The following is an 18,111-nucleotide window of genomic DNA, read 5'->3' as shown; positions in this document are numbered from 1 at the left end:
ACACGAGACAACCGACAGCAGGGCGCAACAGCGTCTGCGAGAGTGAAGGAACACGCTCATGGCTTTCGACGACAACAACGTGTGGAATCGCGTTCGCGACTCCTTCAACGTCAACGTGGCGGTGCCGATCAGTGACAACAACGTCGACTCGCTCAACGACAACAACGTCGACTCGCTCAACGACAACAACGTCGACTCGCTCAACGACAACAACCTGGACTCGCTGAACGACAACAACGTCGACTCGCTCAACTACAACGACGTCGACTCGAACAACGACGACATCCTGTCGCACAACACCGACAACTCGACCGAAGACTCATACAACGACAACTCCGACAACTCCGACGACTCCGACAACTCGACCAACGATTCGCACAACGACAACTCCGACAACTCGGTGCACATCAGCGACTCGTTCAACCCGGTCGACAACTCGGTCAACGCCGGCATCCGGCAGTACAACGTCGGCTTCGACGACCTCAACATCGTCGGCGGCGGTGGCGGCCATGGCTACGGGAGTGGCGACACCGAGGTGTACATCGACAACCGCTCGACGGTGGTCGACCAGTCGGTCAACCAGAACATCGCGGCCGGCGGCGGCGCCGGTGGAGCCGGATTGGCGGCCGCAGACGCGTCAGGTGGCGACGGATCCGGCGGTGTCGCCGGCGCAGGCATCGGCGGTCTCGGCATCGGTGGCCCAGGCGGCGACGGTGCTGACAACCTTGGCTTCGGGGCCGGGGGTGACGGCACAGGTGGCAACGGCGGCGCCGGAGGCGCCGGCGGCTCGGGTGCACTCGGTGCCGGTGGCTCTGGCGGCAGCGGCGGTGTCGGTGGAGCCGGCACTGGTGGCTCCGCCAGCGCAGACGGCGACGGCGGTGCCGGCGGCGACGCGGGTTGGGGCGATGGTGGCCGAGGCGCCGGCGGCGACGGTGGCGGTGGCGCCGGCGGCGACGGCGGCAACGTGGGCGCCATCGGCGGCGACGGTGGAGGCGGCAACGTCGCGCAGTCGTTCGAGAACGAGGCGAACGTCGCCTCGGGCGACGGCTCGGTCGCTGCGGGCAACAGCGCCTGGGTCGACAACTCCAGCACCGACATCTCGGTCGGCGACGTCTCCATGTACAACACGTGGGACTCGAACAACACCGAGACCGACTGGGATGTGGACGTCGACGACTCGTTCAACGACGACTACTCCACCGACGTCGACATCGACGTCGATAACGCGAACATCCTCAGTCCTGACGCCGTTGCCGTACAGGTCGACGACGTGACGCTGTAGGGCGTTGCGCGTCCTGCCCGGTCGCCCCGCGTGGGGCGACCGGGCACACCGCCATCAGGCGCCGGCCGCGGTGGCGTGAGAATGCGTTCCCCCAACCCGTGAAAGCCTCAGAAATGTCCAGTGACCAAGCGCCGAGCGAGCAGGGCTCGCTTCCCGACGGCGACGCACTCGATCGGTCCGCTGACCAACCCGACGGCGCCGACGAGGTGTTCGACGACGGTGGCTGGGGCGCCGCGATCGCAGATGCGCTCTCCGACCCGGCTGCAGGAGACCCGACCGTTGCGAACATGTTCAGCGCGGAGATCGAGAACGTCAACGCGTCCGATTGGGATGTCGATGCCGCGCTGATCTGGGGCGATGCGGGCGATGACACCGTCATCGACGGGGGGAGCACGGGGCTCGACTTCCCCCTTTGAGGTCGGAACGTCACGGGGCGGGTGCACTCGGCCCCGTGCTCTGTCACCATGGAACGAGAACCGGGGGGATTCGTGCCGGAAGCAGCCGACGCCGATGGGTCAGAAGCAACAGAACTGCGTGCGCTGAGGCACGGCGATGATCTTCGCGCGCCGCAGATCGGCGCCGAGCCATCGGCCATGGTGCAAGTCATCCGCGACGTCGGGCGGCTCGCCGCCACTTCGGGCCGTGCAGACCTGGCCAGGCGGCTCGAGCAGACGCAGGCGAGGTTGATCGACCCTGATATCCGGGTGATCGTGGTCGGCGAGTTCAAGCAGGGCAAGAGCAAGCTCATCAACGCCCTGGTGAACGCCCCCGCCTGCCCGGTCGATGACGACATCGCGACGAGCGTGCCGACGTCGGTGGGCTACGCAGAGGAGCCCCAGGCCTGGGTGCTGGTGCACGACCAAGATGCTGCCGACTCGGCGGCGACGCTCGAGCGCCGCCCGATCGCCCTCGAGGAGATTTCGGACTTCGTGTCGGAGCACGGCAACCCGGGCAACGAACGTCGCGTCGTGTCGGCCGAGGTGCTGCTGCCCAGGGAGATCCTCAAGGGAGGATTGAAGCTCGTCGATTCACCCGGCGTCGGGGGGCTGGAATCGTCCAATGCGCTGGCGACCCTGTCGGCACTGTCGACGGCGCACGCCGTATTGCTGGTATCGGATGCCTCGCAGGAGTACACCGACCCAGAGGTGCAGTTCCTCAAGCACGCCATGCGCATATCGCCGAACGTGGCTGCCGTCCTCGCAAAGACCGACCTCTACCCGGCATGGCGCGAGATCGAGCAGATCAACCGAGGACACCTGCAGGGAGTCGGCGACGTGCCGATCTTCTCGGTCTCCAGCGACCTTCGCCTGCTCGCCGCCGAACTTCAGGACCGAGCCGTCAACGACGAGTCGGGCTTTCCCGCGCTGGTCGCGCACCTGCGTCGTGAGGTGCTCGGCCGCGCCGAGGTCATTCACGAGCGCAGCGCCGTTCACGACCTCGTGTCGGTGGTGGAGCAGCTCACGATGTCGCTGCGCTCCGAGCTGAACGCGATCCTGCACCCCGAGGACACACCGCGCATGATCGCCGAATTGGAGGCGGCCAAGGCGCGTGCCGACGAGTTCCGCGGGCGCTCAGCGCGTTGGCAGGTCACCCTCACCGACGGTGTCGCCGACCTCATCGCCGACATGGAGCACGACCTGCGCGACCGGCTGCGCAAGGTGCAGCGCGAGGCCGAGATCGCCATCGACGAGGGCGACCCGGGACCCATCTGGGATCAGATCACCGAATGGCTCGACCAGCGAGTGGCCAGCGCCGTGTCGGAGACGTTCGTGTGGACCGACGAGCGCTCGCGCTGGCTGTCTGAAGAGGTCGCCGAGCTGTTCAGCAAAGGGGAGTCCGACATCCCTGCGATCGATGTCGGCGACACCCACGGTGTGCTCGACCCGGTCGACGAGATCTCGTGGCTCGACTCGGGCCGACTCGGCGCGGCCGAGAAGATCTACATCGGCGTCCGCGGATCATATGGCGGCGTGCTGATGGTGGGTCTCGCCACAGGGCTGATCGGAATGACGCTCATCAATCCGCTGTCGCTGCTCGCGGGCGTTCTGGTCGGCCGACGGGCGTTCCGCGAAGACATGAGCGCACGACTGGCCCGCCGGCAACACGAAGCGAAAGGCCATGTGCGCCGGTACATCGACGAGGTCAACTTCCAGGTCGGCAAGCAGCTCAAGGACCGGCTCCGCCTGGTGCAGCGCGCCGCCCGCGACCACTTCGGCGCAATGGCCGAAGAGATGCACCGCTCGTTGTCGGAGGCGCTCACCACGTCGAAGCAGACGGCCACCACGTACACGGCAAGACGAGATCAGCGAGCGGCTCAACTGAAGGCGCAGATCGGCCAGCTCGAGCGGCTCCGTGCAGAGATCCCCGAACCGCCGCCGCTGCGCGTCGAGGTTGGGCAGCGGTGACGGCTCAGGCGCGGGTCGCCGCGGAAGACCTGCTGCGCATCGCCCGCGCTGTGTACGACGACGATGCCGCCGCGCAGACATCCATCGACGAACTCGAGCGGCGTCTTCGAGAGCCTCTGCGGCTGGCCATCGCCGGAATGGTGAAAGCGGGTAAGTCGACCCTGATGAACGCGCTGCTCGGCGAGCAGATAGCGCCCACCGATGCCGGCGAGTGCACCCGGGTCGTCACGTGGTACCGATACTCGACGACCCCGACCGTCACGCTTCATCCGAAGCAGGGCGACCCACGGCGGATGCCGATCCGACGCGATCGGGGACGACTCGTGCTCAACCTCGATGGCACACCCGCCGAGGAGGTCGAGTGGATCGACGTCGGCTGGCCGCTTTCCGGCCTGAGGTCGATGATCCTCATCGACACGCCGGGCATCGCCTCGCTGTCGGAGAGCACATCTGAACGAACGAGGCTGTTCCTCACTCCCGAGGACGCCCCGTCCTCGGCCGATGCCGTCGTCTATCTCATGCGGCACCTGCACGCGTCGGATGTCAAGTTCCTCGAGGCCTTCCGCGACACCGCGGCGGGCGCCGCCCAGACCATCTGCGCGGTCGCGGTGCTGTCGCGCTCGGACGAGATCGGGTCGGGCCGCATCGACTCGCTCCTTTCCGCGCGAAAGGTGGCGCGACGATACGAGCTCGACGGCGACCTGGCGTCGCTGGTGCTGGGCGTCATCCCGGTGGCGGGGCTCGTGGCTGAGGGCGCCCGCACACTCCGCGAGGATGAGTACACGGCCTTCCGTGAGCTGGCAGCGCTCGAACGCGCAGACCGTGAGGGCCTTCTCATGTCGGCCGATCGCTTCACGAGGGATTCCGCCGCCACGACGCTGAGCGCGGCCGAACGTCGGCACCTGCTCGCGCGGTTCGGGCTCTTCGGCGTTCGACTGGCCACCGCCCTCATCCGCGGCGGGATCGAGAGTTCGACTGAATTGTCGGAGCAGTTGGTGCAGCAGAGCGGGCTCATCGAGCTTCAGCAGTTCGTGCGAAACCAATTCCACACGCGGGCGTCGACGCTCAAGGTGCGCGGGGTGCTGCTCGGGCTCGAGCGGCTCTTGCGCGAGCGGCCGCGCAGCGGTACCGAGGAGATCCGCGGGGGTATCGAGCGAATCACCGCCGGCGCGCACGCGTTGCGCGAACTGTCGCTCTTGGCGAGCGTGCGATCCGACGGGCTGCCGCTCTCGGCGCAGGACGCAGCCGCCGCTCAGACCATCATCGGCGCGCAAGGCACGCCCACTCATCTACGCCTCGGGATTCCCGAAAGCGCCGACACCGGCACGCGCAGCGAACGCGTCGATGCGCTCCGGGAATACTGGCGCCGGCTCAGCGAGTCTCCGCTGACCGACCGCGCCGCCGTGGGTGCGTGCCGTGTGGTGATCCGCAGCCTCGACGAGATCGCGTCACAGCTCAGGCCCGCGGCGGATGTCATGCTGGCGGGCGGACCACGCGATGGCACCCGGGAGCACGCTCCACAGCAGGGCGATGAGCACGAGCCCGCATTCGGCGGCGAGTAGGAGCCGCAACTGCCGGCCCTGGTCGCCGATCGCGACCAGTTCGACCGACAACAGCAATATCGCGACTTGCACCGCGAGCGTGCCCAGCTGCCACCAACGCATGTGCGGACGTCGGCTCATGAACGAGACCAGAAGGGTGATCTGCGCCAGCAGGGTGGCCACGAGCAATCCGAAGATCGTCCAGAACACGATGTCGGCCGCGGTCTCATAGGTCTGGTCGTCGCGCCCCTCGCTGACTCCGCGGACGACATCCGCGATCAACGGCAGCTGGGTCTGACGGATGATGAAGAAGTACACCGTCGTGAACCCGCCGACCGCGAAGCTGAGGACCCAGAAGAACTGGCTCATCCGCACCGAGAACGGCGGCGGCAGCCTCACGAGCACCGGCGCGGCATTCGGATTCGCCACCGAAGGACGTTCGGGTGCCTCCCGCTTGCGGCCCGCGGCCGGATTCGTGTGCTCGGTCACCTCGGCCAGTCTATTGCTCCTCGGCCGGCTCTTCCGGATACGGTTCCGGCTCGGGCGCGGTGAGGGTTTCGCCCGCGTCATACGAATCCGTCGCCGTGAGGTCGGTCATCAGGGCGTCAGGCTCCTCCGCCGATACGGTGGCCGCGTCATCCGCTGCCGTGGTGGCCGCGTCGGTCGCGGTGGTGACCGCCCCGGCGGTCTCGTCCGCTGCAGGTGCGTCTGCGCTGACGGCAGGGTCGGCCGGCGCAACGGCCGCAGTCTCGTCTGGCGGCGTGCCGGTCGTGGTCGTGTTGTGCGAGCCGGTGGTGTTGCCCACCGCGACATCGCCCATGGTGACCTCGTTCTCGGAATTGTCGACGGCTGCGTCGTCGCCCGCAGCGACAGAGTCGTCGCCCACGGCAACGACGGCCTCCTGATCGAAGATCTGCGTCACGTCGCCCTCGGCCCAGATGTTCTGGTTGGTCGACTGATCGATGACCGTGGCCCGGTTGTCGATCGTCGTGAACTGGTTGATGATGCGGCTGATCTCCTTGACCACCTCGTCCGGCGGCTCAGGCGGGTAGACGGGCTGGTCGGGTTTCGGGGCCACATCCGGGTGGTCGATGATCACCGGGGCGACCGCCCTCACGTCTGCTGCGCAGGCTCCTTCCAAGCCGTTGCTCGCCAACATGGCCTGTGGAGTCGCGTTGAACTCCTCGACCGCGTCGGGGTCGCGAAGAAGGCTCAGGATGAACGCGATCAGTGCGTCGGCGATCGTCGCCACCGGTGTGTTCATGGATCGGCTCCCTCAACGGTTGACGCGCACGGTCTACGCGCGCACAAGTTCTCGGTTCAAGGCTATGAAGATGCACGTCGGGCGGCATCGGGGGTAAGCCCGATACCGCACGGGGTCCCTACGGGGGTCCGGCGGTGTGCCCGCCACGAGTGGGCACGACGTCCTCCACTGACGCGGACTCCTCGATCAGCAGGCGCAGCTTGGCGATCACTTCGGAACGGGACGATGCGCCCAGCCGACGACGGATGTGAGCGATGTGGTGCTCCGCCGTGCGCGGCGAGATGAAGATGATCTCGCCGATCTCGGCGTACGTCTTGCCCTGCAGCACGAGCTTGGCGACCTCGAGCTCGCGTTCGCTCAGCACCTCGGTCGCCGGAGCCGGCGAGGTCTCGGTTCCGGATGCCGCGGGCCGGCGTGTGGCGTCGTTGGGATGCAGCTCGCGGGCGCAGGCCAGCAGTCGAGCGGCGACCTTGCGATCGGACGTGCGACCGGCGCCGTGGCCGGCGAGTCGGGCCGCATCCCACGCGAGCCCCACAGTGGCCAAGCCCCGTGCGGCGGCCTCGACGGCGTCGGCGTCCACCGAACCGGCGAGCACCGACGTCCACACTCGGCCGGCCCTGGCCATGATCGCGGCGACGCGGCTCGTCGGGGCCGCCGAGACGAGCGCGTGTGCATGCGGCGCGAGGTCTTCGGGCCGGCTCAGCAGGATGCCCTGCTGGATGCCCGCCCAGCGCAACTGCGCCGACCAGAGCGCGGGAGATCCGAGCGTATCGACGATCTCGAGTCCGCGGGCGAAGTGGGGCGCGATATGGTCGGTGTCGCCCACCTTGGCCGCCGAGCACACCAGTTCCGCCAGCGGGAGCAGAAGGTACAGGTCGATCTCGGTTCGCAGGACGCTCGGTCGCGCCTGACGCCACGCGGCCTGCAGTCCAGCTGCATCCTCGTATCGGCGTGCGATGGCGACCTGGACCGCGCAGGCGAGCAGGGCGTCGCGTGGGCACGGCGTCGGTGCGCACTCCTGCGCACGGGTCAGCGACTCGCGCGCTTCGGCGGGCCAGGCCCGTTGCACTGCGATCCAGGCGCGCCAGAGCAGCAGGCGCGCCCGCGCCCAATCGCCGCCGTGCCCGCCGGAGATCGCATCGTCGATCACCGAATCCGCGGTGGCGAGGTCGCCGAGGTTGACGGCAACCGTTGCCGCGATCACGGCCGGCAACTCGGGAATCGCCGACGAGGTGTGTGACGACGTATACATCTCCGAGGCGCGCACCAGGTCGGCGAGCATGGTCGGTGAGCCCTCGGCGGCGACCGATGCGGCGAGCCCGCGGCGCAGCAGCTGCATCGACACACCGAGTGCGGACGGCGCTCCGGCGTGTTCCGTGACGACCTCCCGGGCGCCAGTCTCGGCGTCGCCGAGCGCGCCCACGCCGAACTCGGCGATCATCGCACGTACTGTCGATTCGGGGCTGTCGGGGGGAGCGGCCCGGTACACCGCGGCGCTCTGTTCCTGCATTCCCCGGGACGCCCAGGTGGCGGCCGCGACATCCGCCAGCCGATCGCCGTCGATCTCGCGCGCAGCGTGCGGCGCCGCATCGATGAGTGCGCCGGCGGTGTCGAGGTCGTTCACGGCCCACGCTGCCTGTGCCCGGCGAGCGGTGACCGTCGCCGGGTCGACGCCGGAGTCGATCGCAGCGCGATACAGTTCGGTCGCGCGCCGGGGGTGCGACGCCAACAACCCGTCGCCGTGCCGCACGAGCGCGGCACCGACCTCGGGATCGCGGACCACTCGCGCCCACGCGTGATCGCCGGGATCCCCGGTCTCGGCGGCGCGCGCGATGACCTCCGCCAGTCCGCTGCTCACATCGATCAGGCGGTGCACGGGGATCGTCGCCCGGACGGTGGAGCGAACGAGCGGCACCGGCTGGCCATTGCGCATCAGGAGTCCCTCGGCATAGCCCTGCATGATGCCGTCGTCGCTGTGTTCGGGCGTTCCGAGCAGACGCCGAGCGTCGCCGCCTGCCACGCAGAGCACCTCGATCGTGCGGCGGAGGTCGGAGTCGAGGGTGTCGAGCCGGTGTGCGATGCGCTCCTCGAGCACGCGGGCGAGCTCGCCGTGCGCGTCATCGTCGAGGCAGTCGCGTTCGTCGTGCGCCATCAAGGCCTCGGAAACCAGCCAGGACACGCCGCCGGTCGCCGAGAGGATGTGGTCGACGCAGGTGCTCGGGATCAGCTGCTCGCGACTCTTCAGGTACGTGAGGATGTCCGACCGTGAGATGTGGCCGAGGACGATCGCCGGCCGTGTCCGTTCGAGCTGTCGCGCAATCGTGGTCAGGGCATCCGACAACGGCCACGGGCGACTGGTCACGACGAGCGCACTGTCAGGATCATCCGATCGGATGCGGACGTCCTCCAGCTGCCGGGCGTCCAACAGGTGCAGGTCGTCGACGAGCAGCACATGCGAACGGGGGACGCTCGCGACGTCCATCTCGCCGCCGGCCAGCAGGCTCGCCTCGCGGTCGTCTTCGACGAGCCTCCAGTGCAGATGCCGCAGTACGGTCGACTTGCCGGAGCCGGCATTGCCCACGACCATCGCCCGAGTCGGCCCCACGCCCGGCGCGGTGATGGCGTCCACGGCTGGCCGCATCTGGCGCTCCCAGACGAACGACTGCACGGTTCCACGTGGAGGGGTGCGCGACACCTGCATCACAGTCATGGCGGATCAGGGCTGCGTCGTCGGTGCGGGGTCGGGCGGTGGGGTGGTGGGGTCGGGGGGTGGTGGGCTGGGTTCGGTGGTGGGTTCTGTGGTGGGTTCGGTGGTGGGTTCTGTGGTGGGTTCGGTGGTGGGTTCTGTCGTGGGTTCTGAGGAGGGCGGGGTCGTGGGCTCGGGGCTCGGGTCTGTGGTCGGTGGGGTCGACGGGTCGACGGGCTGGTCGGCCTGCTGCGGCGAAGGGTTCGATGCGACCGGCGAGGAGTTGCGCGGCGACACCGGGCGCGGCGCAGCAGACGACTCCTCGGCCGTGTCATGGAACAGAGAGCTCTGAAGCGGGGCTTCGCTCGCGTCGTCGGTCCGATCGATCTGCTTCGAATCGACGACAGGCGCGGCCCGCGGTGGCGCGCCCGCGCCCGCGCCCGCGCCCAGCGCATTCGCCAGCCGGTCGGCCGGGCGGGACAGCCCTGTTCCGGGCGAGTCCCACGCACGTGGCACGCTGCTGGGGTCGGAGTCCTCGTCGCTCAGCCGTGAACCGGCGGCAATCGTGCCGGTGAAGATGATGGCTCCGGCGATCACGGCGACAGCGCCCGCCAGCACGAACGGAGATCCGTGCTTGGCGCGGGTCCGCGTGCGACCCACCGCGGCGAGGCCACTGAGGCCTTTCGCGAGAACGAGGTCGCCCGGGGTGCCCAGTGCTTCCGTCGCGACCGCGGCGCCCGCGACCGCGGGGTCGAACGGCGCCAGTGCGGCCGGCGCCTCGGCGAGCCTGCGTTCGACCAGCTGCACAAGTGCGAACCGCGCCGCACCCAGGGCGATCGCGGCCTTGGGGTCGGCGTCGATCGCCAGAGGGCGGTCGAAGCGATCCGAGAGTCGCTGCGCAACGAGTGGGATCCGCGACGATCCGCCGATGAGCAGGATCGCTTCGAGCCGATCGGGGGTGAGTCCGGCGGAGTCGATCGCGTTCTCGAGTGCGTCCAGCGTCTTGTCGAGCTCTCGGTCGATCATGTGCTCGAACTCGGAGCGCGTGAGGCGCACACTCGACCGGCTCGACGGCATCACGACAGGAATCGTGGCATCCGAGTCGAACGAAAGCGCTTCCTTCGCATCGATGCACTCTCGGCGCAGTTGCGAGAGTGCCAGGCGGGTATCGGGATCGTCGACCGACAGTGACGACACCTCCAGGCCGGACGTCGCGATGACGTGCCGGAAGACGGCATCGTCGAAATCGGCCCCACCCAGATCTCCCAACCCCATCGGATCGCCGACAACCGTGAAATCCGAGGGCGAGCCGGAGCCCGAGTCCGCATCTTTTCGCAGCACGACGGCGTCGAACGTGCCGCCGCCCAGGTCGTACACCGCGAGCGACGCACCCACGTCGATCGGGTGCGCGGCCTCGTACTGGCGCGCGGCGGCCTCGGGTTCGGCGACCATGCGCACGTCGTCGATGCCGAGACGGCGAAGCGCGGCCTGGATCAGGCCGAGGCGATGCGGACCCCATGCCGTGGGATGCGTGAGCGAGATCGCCTCGGGGCGGGATCCCTCGCGCTCGGTGACGGTATCGACGATCCACGCGAAGGTTTGCGCGTACAGCTCTTCGGCAGCAAGCGAGCGGCCGCCGACCACGAGGGGGACGTCGTCGCCGATGTTGCGCTTGAACTCACGCACGAGCCGCTCGGGTCGCACGAGGCCGCGCCGCTCAGCGGCATCGCCGAACAACAGTTCACCGTCGTCGGTGACGAAGACGACGGTCGCGATGGCGTCGGCCTTGCGCCCGAGCGTGAACGGCGCGGTGGTGATGCTTCCGTTCTGTTCGACTCGAGCCGTCGCCGCCGCGATTCGGCTTGTTCCGATGTCGATGGCAAGCACGTACGCAGGATTGCCGAAGGGTGCCAACACTATCGCCCCCAATAGGTATGGACATCGCCCACGCTAGACCGTTGCGAGGGGGATCAGTAGAGCCCCGTAAGGGGGGTACGCCGGCGCCGAGCACGGGCGTACAGGGCGAGCACCTGCGGCGAAGATTGACCGGATGCGGCCGCCGGAGAAGAATCGGAGGCGCGTGCTCGATGCGCGGAATCAGGTGCGTCATGGTCGACCGATCCGATGGCCAGCCGGGCTGGGGAGCCCGCTACGACGAGGTGCTCGAGCGTGCGAGCGAGCACGCTCGCGCGTGGCTGTCAGGGGTGAACGAACGCCCGATCCCGCCGCGCATCGGTCCGCGCGAGGTGGCGGATCGGCTCGGCGGCATCCTCTCCGACGACGGCGAGTCGCCCGTCGAGGTGATCGAGCACCTCGCGACGGCGGCCGAGCCCGCGCTGAGCGCCATCGGCTCGCCGCGCTTCTACGGCTGGGTCATCGGCGGCACGCAGCCCGTCGCGCTCGCAGCCGACTGGCTCGCCTCGGCATGGGACCAGAACACCGGGCTGCGCACGATCACGCCCGGTGCCGTCGCCGCCGAGGACATCGCGGGGGAGTGGCTGCTCGACCTGCTCGGCCTTCCCGCCGGCAGCGAGGTCGGATTCACCACCGGAGCCACGATGGCCCAGTTCACGTGCCTGGCCGCGGCACGTGACGAGGTGCTGCAACGTCTCGGCTGGGACGTCGAGACGGCGGGGATGGCCGCCGCACCACGCATCCGCTTCATCGTCGGTGAAGAGCGCCATGGCACCGTAGACCTCGCCGGCCGGTACCTCGGTCTCGGCTCGCCGACGATCGTGCCCTCGGACGAGCAGGGGCGAATCCGCGTCGACGACCTGCGCACGACCCTCGCGGCAGGTGAGGGGCCCGCGATCGTGCTGTTGCAGGCCGGCAACATCCACTCGGGCGCGTTCGACGATTTCGCCGCCGCGATCGCGGTCGCCCACGATGCGGGGGCATGGGTGCACGTCGACGGGGCGTTCGGCCTGTGGGCCGCAGCGTCGCCGTCGCTGCGCCACCTGACGGCGGGCATGGCAGACGCCGACTCGTGGTCGACCGACGCCCACAAGACGCTCAACGTTCCCTACGACTGCGGCATCGCGATCGCGCGCGACGCTGCGGCGATGCACCGGGCGCTCAGCCTGCAGGCGAGCTACCTGCAGGTGACCGATGTCGGTTCCGATCCGCAAGACAGGGTGCCGGAGCTCTCGCGTCGGGCGCGCGGTATCCCAACCTGGGCGGTGCTGCGATCGCTGGGGCGCAACGGCGTCGCGCGCCTGGTCGACGGGCTCGCCGACGCTGCGCGAGGCATCGCCGACGGCGTCGGCGCGCTGCCCGGCGTCGAGGTGCTCAACGACATCGCGTTCACGCAGGTGTGCATCGCCCTGGCCGACGACGCGCAGACCCAGGCGCTCAGCGAACGCCTGTGGAGCGACGGCGAAGTGCTCGCGATGACGTCGCGCTGGCACGACCGCACGGTGGTGCGGTTCTCGGTCAGCAACTGGGGCACGGATGCCGCACAGGTGCGCCGCACGATCGAGGCGGTGACCCGCGCCCGGGCGTCGGTGGCATCCGCTTGAATGGGCACATGACGCGTGAAGCCAGCGCATGACCGACGCACTCGCCGAGTTCTCGCCCGCGACCAGGGCGTGGTTCACCGAGTCGTTCTCAGCGCCCACGGTGGTGCAACAGGGCGCGTGGCAGGCGATCGCGCGTGGCGATCACTCGCTCGTCGTCGCTCCCACGGGCTCGGGCAAGACGCTTTCGGCGTTCCTCTGGGCGATCGACCGGTTGCACCATGCAGGTGCCGATGCGGCGACCGCCGGAACGAAGGTGGTCTACCTGTCGCCGCTGAAGGCACTCGGTGTCGACGTCGAGCGAAACCTGCGCGCGCCGCTCGTGGGCATCGCACGAACCGCGGTCGCGCTCGGCATCGAGGTGCCCGAGGTGTCGGTCGGGGTTCGGTCGGGCGACACGTTGCCGGCCGAACGGCGCAGGCTGGTCACTCACCCGCCCGAGATCCTCATCACGACTCCTGAGTCGCTGTTCCTCATGCTCACCTCGGCGGCGCGCGAGACCCTGCGCGGCGTCGAGACGGTCATCGTCGACGAGATCCACGCGCTCGCGGGCACGAAGCGCGGCTCGCACCTCGCACTTTCGCTCGAGCGGCTCGACGAGCTCACCGTGCGGCCGGCGCAGCGCATCGGGTTGTCGGCGACCGTGCGCCCGCACGACGAGGTCGCCCGGTTCCTGTGCGGCGTTCGCCCGGTGTCGATCGTCGCGCCGCCGTCGGGCAAGAGGTTCGACCTGCGGGTCACCGTGCCGGTCGACGACCTGTCCGACCTCGCCGGCGAGACCGGGGCGGGTTCGGTGTGGCCGCACGTCGAAGAGGCGATCCTCGACGAGGTGCTCGAGCACCGGTCGACGATCGTGTTCGCGAACTCCCGCCGGCTCGCCGAGCGTCTCACGGCGCGCCTCAACGAGCTCTGGGCCGAGCGGCAGGCCGAGCCCGAGCCCGAGCCCGTCGCGGTGCCGGCCGGCGACGGGTTCCTGCCGCCCGACGGCCCGGCCGAGAGCCCGCTGCCCGCGCGGCGTTCACCGGCCGAGCTGCCCGGCGCGTCGGGCATCACCGCGGGCGCCCTGCCGGTGCTGGCACGCTCGCACCACGGTTCGGTCAGCAAAGAAGAGCGTGCGCTCGTCGAGGCCGACCTGAAGTCGGGCCGGCTGCGCTGCGTCGTCGCGACGTCGAGCCTCGAGCTCGGCATCGACATGGGTGCGGTCGACCTCGTCATGCAGGTCGAGGCGCCACCGTCGGTCGCGAGCGGGCTGCAGCGCATCGGCCGCGCGGGGCACCAGGTGGGCGAGGTGTCGAAGGGCGTGATCTTCCCCAAGCACCGGGCCGACGTGCTGCATTCCGCCGTCGTCGTCGAGCGCATGCTCGGGGGCGCGATCGAGTCGTTGCGCATCCCCGCGAACCCGCTCGACGTGCTCGCCCAGCAGACCATCGCCGCCGCAGCGCTCGACGAATGGGACGTCGAGGCGTGGTTCGAGCTCGTGCGCCGGGCGGCGCCGTTCGCGACGTTGCCGCGTTCGGCGTTCGATGCGACCCTCGACCTGCTCGCGGGCCGCTACCCGTCCGATCGATTCGGCGAGTTGCGGGCTCGCCTCGTGTGGGATCGCGACGCCGGCACGATCGTCGGCCGGCGCGGCGCGCAACGGCTCGCGGTGACCAGCGGCGGAACGATTCCCGATCGCGGACTGTTCGGCGTGTTCATGGTGGGCGAGGCGGGTCCCGGCCGCCGCGTCGGCGAGCTCGATGAAGAGATGGTATACGAGTCGCGGGTCGGCGACGTGTTCGCGCTCGGGGCGACCAGCTGGCGCATCCAAGAGATCACCCACGACCGGGTGCTCGTCGCCCCCGCGTTCGGCGAGCCGGGTCGGCTGCCGTTCTGGAAGGGCGACGGCATCGGCCGCCCCGCCGAGCTCGGCGCCGCGATCGGGGGGTTCATCGCCGAGCTCGCGAGCGCGACCCGGGTCGACGCCCTGGCCCGCAGCCAGGCGTCGGGACTCGACGAGAAGGCCGCCGCCAACCTCGTCGCCTTCATCGACGACCAGCGCACCGCGACCCGGGTCGTCCCCGACGCGACGAACCTCGTCGTCGAGCGCTTCCGCGACGAACTCGGCGACTGGCGCATCGTGCTGCACTCGCCCTACGGCATGCGCGTCCACGCACCGTGGGCGCTCGCCGCGGGCGCCCGCGTGCGCGAGCAGTCGGGGGTCGACGCGAACGCCGTCGCGAGCGATGACGGCATCGTGCTGCGCATGCCCGACACCGGCGACGATCCACCCGGTGCCGAACTCTTCGCGTTCGAGCCGGCCGAGCTCGCGCAACTCGTCACCGAGCACGTCGGGGGCTCCGCGCTTTTCGCTGCGCGATTCCGTGAGTGCGCCGCTCGCGCGCTGATCCTGCCGCGCACGAATCCGGGAAAGCGATCGCCGCTCTGGCAGCAGCGCCAGCGTGCGTCGCAGCTGCTCGAGGTCGCGCGCGACTTCCCCGAATTCCCGATCGTGCTCGAGGCGGTGCGCGAGTGCCTGCAAGACGTCTACGACCTGCCCGCGCTCACTCAGCTCGCCGAGCGCATCGAGCGGCGCGAGCTGCGCTTCGTCGAGGTGACCACCGAGTCCCCGAGCCCGTTCGCGTCGAGCCTGCTCTTCGGGTACGTCGGTGCGTTCATGTACGAAGGCGACGCGCCACTCGCCGAGCGCCGGGCCGCAGCCCTGTCGCTCGACCCGGCGTTGCTCGCCGAGCTGCTCGGCACGGTCGAGCTGCGTGAACTGCTCGATCCCGACGTCGTCGTCGAGATCGAACGGATGCTCCAGCGCATCGATCCCGAACGAGCCGCCCGCGGCGTCGAGGGCGTCGCCGACCTGCTCAGCGATCTCGGCCCGCTCACGAGCGACGAGGTGGCGGCGCGCGTCGACCCCGAGACCGACGCGCGAGCCGCGCTCGCCGAACTCGTACGTGCGCGCCGCGCAGCCGAGGTGCGATTCGCCGGCGAGCAGTGGTTCGCGTCGGTCGAAGACCTCAGCCGGCTGCGCGACGCGCTCGGCGTGCCGATACCCCCGGGGCTGCCCGAGGTCTTCGGCGAGCCCGTGCGCGACCCGCTCGGCGACCTCGTCGCGCGCTTCGCCCGCACGCACGGGCCGTTCACCGTGCACGATGTCGCCCGGCGGTTCGGCATCGGCCAGGTCGTGGCATCCGTCGCGCTCGGCCGGCTCGGGGCAGAACGCCGCGTGGTCGAAGGAGAGTTCCTGCCGCACGGCTCCGGGCTCGAGTGGTGCGACAGCGGAGTGCTCCGACGCATCCGCCGTCGTTCGCTCGCGGCGCTCCGCGACGAGATCGAGCCCGTCGAGCCGCGCGAGTTCGCGCGTTTCCTGCCCGGCTGGCAGCAGGTCGGCGGGCGGCTGGGCGGGGTCGACGGGGTTGCTGCGGTCATCGAGCAACTCGAGGGCGCGCGCATTCCCGCGTCCGCGTGGGAGGCCTATGTGCTGCCGGCGCGCGTCGCCGACTACCGGCCGGCGATGCTCGACGAGCTCACCGCATCGGGCGAGGTGCTGTGGTCGGGCTCCGGTTCGCTCGCCGGCGACGACGGCTGGATCAGCCTGCACTTGGCCGAGAGCGCCGAGTTGACGTTGCCACCGCCGTCTGAGACACCGCTCGCTGCCCTCGAGTCCGAGCTCATCGCGGTGCTCGGCAGCGGCGGCGGGTTCTTCTTCCGGCAGTTGGCCGATGCGGTCGGGGCCGACGACGACCGGGCACTCGTCGATGCCCTTTGGCGGCTCGTCTGGGCCGGACTCGTGACGAACGACACATTCGCCCCGGTGCGCGGACTGCTCACCGGCGGCGGTGCGCATCGCACGTCCGCACCGACGCCGCGGGCGCGCCTCCGGGCGGGGTCGCTCTCGCGCCGGTCGATCGCCGCGAGCATGCAGGCCGACCGCACCGCTCGGGCACGTGCGAACCCGCCACGTGCTGCCGGCAGGTGGTCGGTGCTTCCACTCGCGAGCACCTCGGCGACGCCGCGTGCGCACGCGCTCGGCGAGACCCTGCTCGAGCGCTACGGCGTCGTCACGCGCGGATCGGTCGTCGCCGAGGGCCTGGTCGGCGGGTTCGCGCTGGCCTACCGCACGCTGTCGGGCTTCGAGGACTCAGGGCGGGTACGACGCGGGTACTTCATCGACGGCCAGGGCGGCGCGCAGTTCGCGACGAGCGCGGCCGTCGACCGTCTTCGCGCCGCGCCGCACGGCCAGACGATCGCCCTCGCCGCGACCGACCCCGCGAACCCGTTCGGCGCCGCGCTCGAGTGGCCCGACCCCATCGCCGACGTCGCCCACCGGCCGGCACGCAAGTCGGGGGCGTTCGTCGCGATCGTCGACGGCGAGGCGGCGCTCTACCTCGAGCGCGGTGGCCGCACGGCGCTCGTCTTCACCGGCGATGCCGAAATGCTCACCGCTGCAGCCGCCGCGCTCGCTGCCACGCTCGCTCGGGGGCGTTCCGAGCGCATGCGCGTCGAGTCGGTCAACGGTGCACCGGTCTTCGGCTCCGTGCTCGACCGGCCGCTGCGCGACGCCGGTTTCCGCGAGACGCCGAGGGGGCTCCGCTTCGATGCCCGAGGGTGACACCGTCTTCCGCCTGGCGCGTGCGCTCGACGCGGCGCTGTCGGGGCGAGTCGTCACGCGCACCGACTTCCGCGTGCCCGCCATCGCCACCGTCGAACTCGCCGGCGAACGGTTCGATTCGGTCGCGAGCCGCGGCAAGCACCTGCTCATGCGCATCGGCGACCGGGTGGTGCACTCGCATCTCAAGATAGAGGGGGAGTGGCGGCTGTACCCCGCGGGCGAGCGCTGGCGGCGGCCCGAGTGGCAGGCGCGCGCGATCATCGAGGTGCCGGGCGTCACAGCGGTCGGCTTCGACCTCGGCACCCTCGAGGCGTTCCCGGCCGCTGAAGAGCAGGCTCGGCTCGACCATCTCGGCCCAGACCTCCTCGGCCCCGACTGGGACGCCGACGAGGCGGTGCGCCGCATCGCCACGGCACCAGACGTCTCGATCGCGGTCGCACTCGGCGACCAGCGCAACCTCGCCGGACTCGGAAACGTCTACGTCAACGAGCTGTGCTTCCTCAGGGGCGTCCTGCCGGCGAGGCCGGTCGCCGAGCTCGAGCTCGAGCCGCTCGTGCGGCTCGCGGCCCGGGTCATCCGTGCCAATCGAGATCGAGCCGTGCGCACCACCACCGGCGACACGCATCGCGGGCGCCAACTCTGGGTCTATCGGCGCGGCGGCGAGCCATGCCGGCGATGCGGCACGCTCATCATGCAGGGCAGCCTCGGACGCAATGAACTCGAGCAGCGAGAGTTCTGGTGGTGCCCGAGCTGCCAGCGGTGACCCGGCCGCACCAGACGGGCTGCACCGCGACACGCAGTCGTGTGCAGCCCGA

General features: G+C 70.1%; 11 protein-coding genes. 7 read left to right on the top strand and 4 right to left on the bottom strand.

What is annotated here, in order from left to right; all coding sequences use genetic code 11:
• The first annotated feature begins 58 nt into the window (after positions 1–58).
• The 4 genes from ABD164_RS03445 to ABD164_RS03430 all read left to right on the top strand — a co-directional run bounded on the left by ABD164_RS03445 (position 59) and on the right by ABD164_RS03430 (position 5,249).
• Positions 59–1,282 carry a hypothetical protein gene (locus ABD164_RS03445; RefSeq protein ID WP_344293465.1) on the top strand — a complete coding sequence of 408 codons (1,224 nt, stop codon included), beginning with the start codon at positions 59–61 and terminating at the stop codon, positions 1,280–1,282.
• Between the two features lie 113 nt (positions 1,283–1,395).
• The gene (locus tag ABD164_RS03440; protein ID WP_344293463.1) at positions 1,396–1,698 is read left to right on the top strand and encodes a hypothetical protein; all 303 of its coding nucleotides are present in this window, start codon (positions 1,396–1,398) and stop codon (positions 1,696–1,698) included.
• 177 nt (positions 1,699–1,875) lie between these two features.
• Positions 1,876–3,687, top strand: coding sequence for a dynamin family protein (locus tag ABD164_RS03435; protein WP_344293460.1), 1,812 nt, complete (start codon positions 1,876–1,878; stop codon positions 3,685–3,687).
• Entirely contained in the window at positions 3,684–5,249 is a 1,566-nt protein-coding gene (locus tag ABD164_RS03430; protein ID WP_344293458.1) for a dynamin family protein, read from the top strand. Before ABD164_RS03435 ends, ABD164_RS03430 begins: the two co-directional genes overlap by 4 nt.
• On the opposite strand, the gene ABD164_RS03425 is transcribed toward ABD164_RS03430, so the two are convergent.
• From ABD164_RS03425 to ABD164_RS03410, 4 genes are all read right to left on the bottom strand, one after another.
• Positions 5,136–5,717 (bottom strand): hypothetical protein, encoded by a 582-nt coding sequence (locus ABD164_RS03425; RefSeq protein ID WP_344293457.1) that lies wholly within the window; start codon positions 5,715–5,717, stop codon positions 5,136–5,138. The genes ABD164_RS03430 and ABD164_RS03425 overlap by 114 nt on opposite strands.
• A 10-nt stretch (positions 5,718–5,727) precedes the next feature.
• Entirely contained in the window at positions 5,728–6,492 is a 765-nt protein-coding gene (locus tag ABD164_RS03420; protein ID WP_344293455.1) for an IniB N-terminal domain-containing protein, read from the bottom strand.
• Between the two features lie 118 nt (positions 6,493–6,610).
• Positions 6,611–9,133, bottom strand: coding sequence for a LuxR C-terminal-related transcriptional regulator (locus tag ABD164_RS03415; protein WP_344293453.1), 2,523 nt, complete (start codon positions 9,131–9,133; stop codon positions 6,611–6,613).
• A gap of 75 nt (positions 9,134–9,208) precedes the next feature.
• On the bottom strand, positions 9,209–11,065 hold the full coding sequence (locus ABD164_RS03410) for an Hsp70 family protein (protein WP_344293451.1): 1,857 nt from the start codon (positions 11,063–11,065) through the stop codon (positions 9,209–9,211).
• Between the two features lie 221 nt (positions 11,066–11,286).
• Here ABD164_RS03410 and ABD164_RS03405 point away from each other — a divergent pair, with 221 nt between their 5' ends.
• The 3 genes from ABD164_RS03405 to ABD164_RS03395 are packed head-to-tail and all read left to right on the top strand — an operon-like array spanning position 11,287 to position 18,059.
• A complete protein-coding gene (locus ABD164_RS03405) occupies positions 11,287–12,696 on the top strand; it encodes a pyridoxal phosphate-dependent decarboxylase family protein (protein ID WP_344293450.1) in 1,410 nt (469 codons plus the stop codon).
• A 28-nt stretch (positions 12,697–12,724) separates the two neighbouring features.
• Positions 12,725–17,296 (top strand): ATP-dependent helicase, encoded by a 4,572-nt coding sequence (locus ABD164_RS03400; RefSeq protein WP_344293448.1) that lies wholly within the window; start codon positions 12,725–12,727, stop codon positions 17,294–17,296.
• Positions 17,283–18,059 carry a DNA-formamidopyrimidine glycosylase family protein gene (locus tag ABD164_RS03395; RefSeq protein WP_344293445.1) on the top strand — a complete coding sequence of 259 codons (777 nt, stop codon included), beginning with the start codon at positions 17,283–17,285 and terminating at the stop codon, positions 18,057–18,059. Before ABD164_RS03400 ends, ABD164_RS03395 begins: the two co-directional genes overlap by 14 nt.
• Positions 18,060–18,111: the final 52 nt, after the last annotated feature.

The organism is Agromyces neolithicus (genome assembly GCF_039529735.1).
In the GTDB taxonomy this organism is placed as follows: domain Bacteria; phylum Actinomycetota; class Actinomycetes; order Actinomycetales; family Microbacteriaceae; genus Agromyces; species Agromyces neolithicus.
Note: the sequence above shows the minus strand (reverse complement) of the source record. Positions and strands in the feature narration are given on the sequence as shown.